The organism is Geminicoccus flavidas, assembly GCF_009806515.1.
GTDB lineage: Bacteria > Pseudomonadota > Alphaproteobacteria > Geminicoccales > Geminicoccaceae > Geminicoccus > Geminicoccus flavidus.
The window spans coordinates 1-4,951 of the sequence record NZ_WUJP01000016.1; the positions used below are offsets into that span (position 1 = coordinate 1).

A 4,951-nucleotide genomic window follows, 5' to 3' on the forward strand; every position below is an offset into this window, starting at 1 on the left:
AATACTGGGCCGAGCTCAAGGCCGGCAACATCACGGAAGCCGACTGGGAGGAGATGGAGAACGGCATCGCCCGCTCGCACGGCACCTGCATGACCATGGGCACCGCGTCCACCATGACCGCGGTGGCCGAGGCCATGGGGTTCTGCCTGCCGGGTGCCTCCTCGATCCCGGCTGCCGACAGCGCCCATGTCCGGATGAGCGGTGCCTGCGGCCGGCGGATCGTAGAGATGGTCTGGGAGGACCTCACGCCGTCCGACATCGTGAGCCCGGCCGCGGTGGACGACGCGATCCGCTGCCACATGGCGATGGGCGGCTCGACCAACGCCATGATCCACCTGATCGCAATGGCCAGGCGCGCCGGCATCCCCCTGGAGCTGGACCGGTTCGACCAGCTCGCCGGCGAGGTCCCGGTGCTCGCCAACATCCGTCCGTCCGGCACGTTGCTGATGGAGGATTTTTTCTACGCAGGCGGGCTGCGTGCCCTGCTGCGCCGGCTCCTGCCGGTGCTGGACGGCGGCTCGCTGACCGTGAACGGGCTGACCCTGCGCGAGAATGTCGAAGCGGCACCCATCTGGGATGAGGACGTGATCCGGCCGCTCGACAACCCGGTGAAGAAGGAGGCGACCGCGATCCTGCGCGGCAACCTGTCGCCGTTCGGCTGCGTGATGAAGCCATCCGCGGCTGATCCGCGCCTCCTGCGCCACCGCGGCCCGGCCCTGGCCTTCGAGAATTACGACCATCTCCAGGCCGAGATCGATCGCGACGACCTGGACGTCACCCCGGACCATGTGATCGTGCTGAAGAATGCCGGGCCGATTGGTGCCCCAGGCATGCCGGAATGGGGGATGCTGCCGATCCCGCGCAAGCTCCTGCGGGAGGGTGTGCGCGACATGCTGCGGATCTCGGACGCTCGGATGAGCGGCACCTCCTATGGCGCCTGCATCCTCCATGTCTCGCCGGAAGCGGCCGTGGGCGGCACGCTGGCCCTGGTGCGCACCGGCGACCTGATCGAGGTCGACGTGGCGGCCAGGCGGCTGGAACTGCTGGTCGATGAAGCCGAGCTGGTCCGCCGCCGCCAGGACTGGAAGCCGCCCTACGTGCCGTCCCGCGGCTACTGGAACATGTTCGCCGCCCATATCCGCCAGGCGCACGAGGGCTGCGACTTCGACTTCCTGGAAGGTACTGAGCGGCTGCCGGAACCGCCCATCCACTAGAAGCCGCACCCCCGGCCGGGTGGAACCGGCCGGGGGAAGGCGTCAGCGCAGCGAGGCCTTGGCCAGCCGCCCGACCTGCCACGGCTTCTGGCTGGCCAGGCCGAACAGGGTGACCTCGGCACCTTCCGGCAGGGTGGCGAAGCGGTCCTCGCTCATCCGGAACACGACCCGGCCGGTGCCGCCGGCGCGCGCGAAGCTGCCGCCGCGCAGCGTGGCGTCGCCGACCCGCAGCAGCATACCGTTGCCCATGACCGGGAAGGGCCGGTCGGATTCGACCACCAGCTCCACCATCGGCCGGCTGCCGCCATCCTTCACCTTGCCCAGGCCCCGGCGCAGGCTGAGCGACGCCTGGGTGGCCGTGCGGGCCGCCTTGGCGCGCGCTACCGTCATCGCCCGAGGCTCGACCGCGGCGATCGTGGCCGAGGCCTGCGGCGTCAGCGCCTGGGCGGCGGCCACCGTCGGCGCGCGCTTGGGCTTCATGCCCCAGGGGAACTGGGCCTGGGTCTTGGAGAGCCGGATGTCCGCCAGGTAGACGGTGCCCTTCGGCATCTGGTCGCCGAACGAGAACTCGATCGCCTTGAGCTTGGTCCGGTCGATGTTCTTGAACGCTATCGCCGGGATGCGCAGTGAGCTCAGCACCGGGTGGCGCACATAGTAGTAGCCCTCGTAGTCGACGCCGGCCGGGGAGTATATCCGGGCGAACGGCTCGATCGGCACTTTGACGGAGCGCTTGCCGTTCGCGTCCACCAGCACGATGTCGCCTTTCAGCGGCACGCCGTCCTCGACCGGCGGCAGCTCGTAGCAGTCCGGCTCGCTCAGCGTGCCGCCGCAGCCCATGGTCATGCGGATCTCGACGCTGGACCAGCCGGTCATGTCGATCGAGCTGCCGCTCTTGGCGAGCGCCACCAGCAGGCTGGAACGCCTGTTCGCCGAGGCACCCTGCCACGCGAAGGCCAGGCCCTGCTTCTCGTGGTCGGGAATGGTGATGGCAGCCGCCTTGCCCCGCACCAGCTTGTGCGCGACCCCGGCCTTGCTCTTGAGCGAGCTCTGGGCGAAGTCCTCGACCAGCCAGCTCCAGGCGCGGTCGGGCGAAGAGGAATAGGCCCGGTCCAGCTCGGTGAGGTCCCGGAACGGTGCTGCCGGATACCAGCTGCTGTCCAGCAGCCGGGCAAACACCTTGTCGGCATGCCGGCCCACGGTCGAGCGGAAGAAGGCGAGCACCGGGTGGAACGCGGTCTGGCGCTGCGCCGAGGATCCGCCGCTCATGTCGAACAGCGGCTTATGGCCGACGCAGCCGGTCGCGTCCGATTCCTGCCACTCGCTGTTGTAGTAGTTGTGGTTGGCGCCCCATACGGCGAACGTCGCCTTGAACGACCTGCGCGCCTCCGTGCGCTTGGCCATCGCCCGCTCGAAGAACCGCAGCCCCTGCAGGTCGGACACGTCGCCGTCGCACATCGGCAGCAGCACGGCGAACGGGGTGCCGAGCGGTGCCGGCTGGGATTCCTGGGCATCGGTCGGCGCGATCGCGAACAGGCCCTTGACCAGAGTGTTCGCCGGCAGGCGCTTGGCCCAGGGCTCGCTCTTGTCCAGGAGCAGTTCGTGCGCTGCGACGATGCCGTCGCCGCCGCGCGAATGGCCGAGCATGCCGATATTGGCGAAGTCCAGCCGGCCGCGCAGGTCGATCCCCACCGACTTCGGCGTCCCGCCGGCCCGGTGCCAGGTCGCGAGCTGCTGGAGGTGACGCAGGATCAGCCGGCCGCGCCGCAGGATCAGGGAAGGGTCGTCGAACGTGTCCGGGGCGGCATTGACCCCACGATTCGCGTTGATCGACACGACCACGTAGCCCCAGCTCGCCAGGCGATCGGCCAGGTAGTGGTAGCCCATGTGGCTGGGGACCTGGATGTAGCCCTTCGGGCACTTGCCGTCATAGGTGTAGGTTGTGTCGTCATCGACCCGGATCTTGAGCTCCTTGTCGTAGCGGCCACAGGTCGCGTGGTTGCCGTGCAGGAAGACTAGCAGCGGGCGCGGCTCGCTCACTGGCGCGTTCTTCGGATACCAGACCGCCGCCGCGATCTGGGTCTCCAGCTCATCGGAAAGCTCCCGGTCGAGCTTGGGAGCCAGCGCATAGCTGCCGAGCCCCACCGCGTAGGAGCCACGCTTGGTCGGATCCGGTGCGGTCGCGGCCCGGGCCAGCGACACGCTGCTCAAGGCGATGGCGAGCAACAGGAACCATCGCATCATTCTGACGGCCACGGCCGTTTCCCCCGAGCGGACTGCGCGTTGCCGGCTCAGGCTATACGCAGCGGATAGGCGTGCAACGCGGCAGCTGATCGCTGGTCAGGATGATCATGTCAAACAGGACTTGCCGCTAACGGCATGAACTTACGGGAGGGTTGCCGGAAATGTTCCCCCTGTCGCCTTGCAGGAAGATTACCCGGGCGGCCATCTTCGGGCGGCGTCGAGATCGTCCAGTACGAGCTGGCTGCGCACGTAGCTGGTAGCCGCATCCCGGAGCGGCTGGAAGTCCCAGCTCGTCCACGCACCGCGGCGCATGGCAGTATCCACGAGGCGGCGGCGCCGCTGGCTGGCGATCACCTCGTCGCGTAGTCCCGCCGCGTCGAACCGCCGGGCGAGTTCATCCCGCAGCGCCTGGACGCGGGCCGCCTGGGCCGGCTCGGCTGCCAGGTTGCGGCGCTCGTGCGGGTCGGCTGCCAGGTCATAGAGCTGGTCCGGGTCCGGCGCCGACGCGACATATTTCCACTGGCCGCGCCGGAGCATGAACAAGGGCGCGATTGCCCCTTCGCCGAGATACACGCCCAGCGCCTCGTCATGGCCGCCCGTGCCCGTCAAGTGCGGCAAGAGCGAGCGGCCATCCAGCGGCAGCGCCGGATCGAGCTTGCCGCCCGCCAGCTCCACCAGGGTCGGTAGGACGTCCACCAGCGACACCGCTGCGGGAACCCGGCGGGGACCGAACAGGAACGGCGCGTGGATGAGGAGAGGCAGCCGGGCTGAGGGCTCGAACCAGCTCATCTTGTACCATAGGCCCCGCTCGCCCAGCAGGTCGCCATGGTCGGAAGTGAACAGCAGCACGGTTCGCTCCAGTCGCCCGGTCTCGGCGAGCGCTGCCAGGATCCGGCCGAGCTGGCGGTCGACATAGGAGATCGAGGCGTAATAGCTGCGCCGCGCCCGCCGGATCATGGCGTCAGTGATCTCGAACTCGTCCATCGCCGAGACATGGCGCAGCCGTGCCGAGTGCGGATCGAGCGGCACGTCCGAGCCTCGGGTCGCCGGCAGGTCGACCGCGTCCTCCGGATAGAGCTCCACATATTCCGGCCGCTGCACGTAGGGGTCGTGCGGGTGGGTGAGCGACACCATCATGAACAGCGGCCGTTCGTCGCTGTCGCGTGCCACGTCGAACAGCTCGCGCTCGGCCGCGAACACCACTTCCTCGTCATAGTCGAGCTGGTTGGTGCGGAACGCGACCCCGGCGTCCCGCACGTTGATCATGTTGTGGTACCAGGACGGGCGGCGCTCGGGATGCTCCCAGTCCGGGGTCCAGCCATAGTCGGACGGGTAGATGTCAGTGGTCAGCCGCCGCTCGAAGCCGTGCAGCTGGTCCGGGCCGCAGAAATGAGTCTTGCCGGACAGCACCGTCCGATAGCCCAGCAGTCGGAGATGATGCGCGAGCGTCGGCAGGTCGCCCGGAAAATCCGCGGCATTGTCATAGGCACCGATCC

Annotated in this window: 3 protein-coding genes; 1 reads left to right on the forward strand and 2 read right to left on the reverse strand. The window is 68.6% G+C overall.

The features are described 5' to 3' along the window. Positions 1-1,214, forward strand: a 1,214-nt coding sequence (locus EQG76_RS00375) for a dihydroxy-acid dehydratase (RefSeq protein ID WP_159709581.1), incomplete at its 5' end; no start/stop codon positions are given. 42 nt (positions 1,215-1,256) lie between these two features. Here the strand turns inward: EQG76_RS00375 and EQG76_RS00380 are convergent. Beyond that, positions 1,257-3,467 (reverse strand): alpha/beta hydrolase, encoded by a 2,211-nt coding sequence (locus tag EQG76_RS00380; RefSeq protein ID WP_159709583.1) that lies wholly within the window; start codon positions 3,465-3,467, stop codon positions 1,257-1,259. 177 nt (positions 3,468-3,644) lie between these two features. Further along, on the reverse strand, positions 3,645-4,951 hold a 1,307-nt coding region (betC, locus tag EQG76_RS00385; protein ID WP_159709585.1), incomplete at its 5' end, for a choline-sulfatase.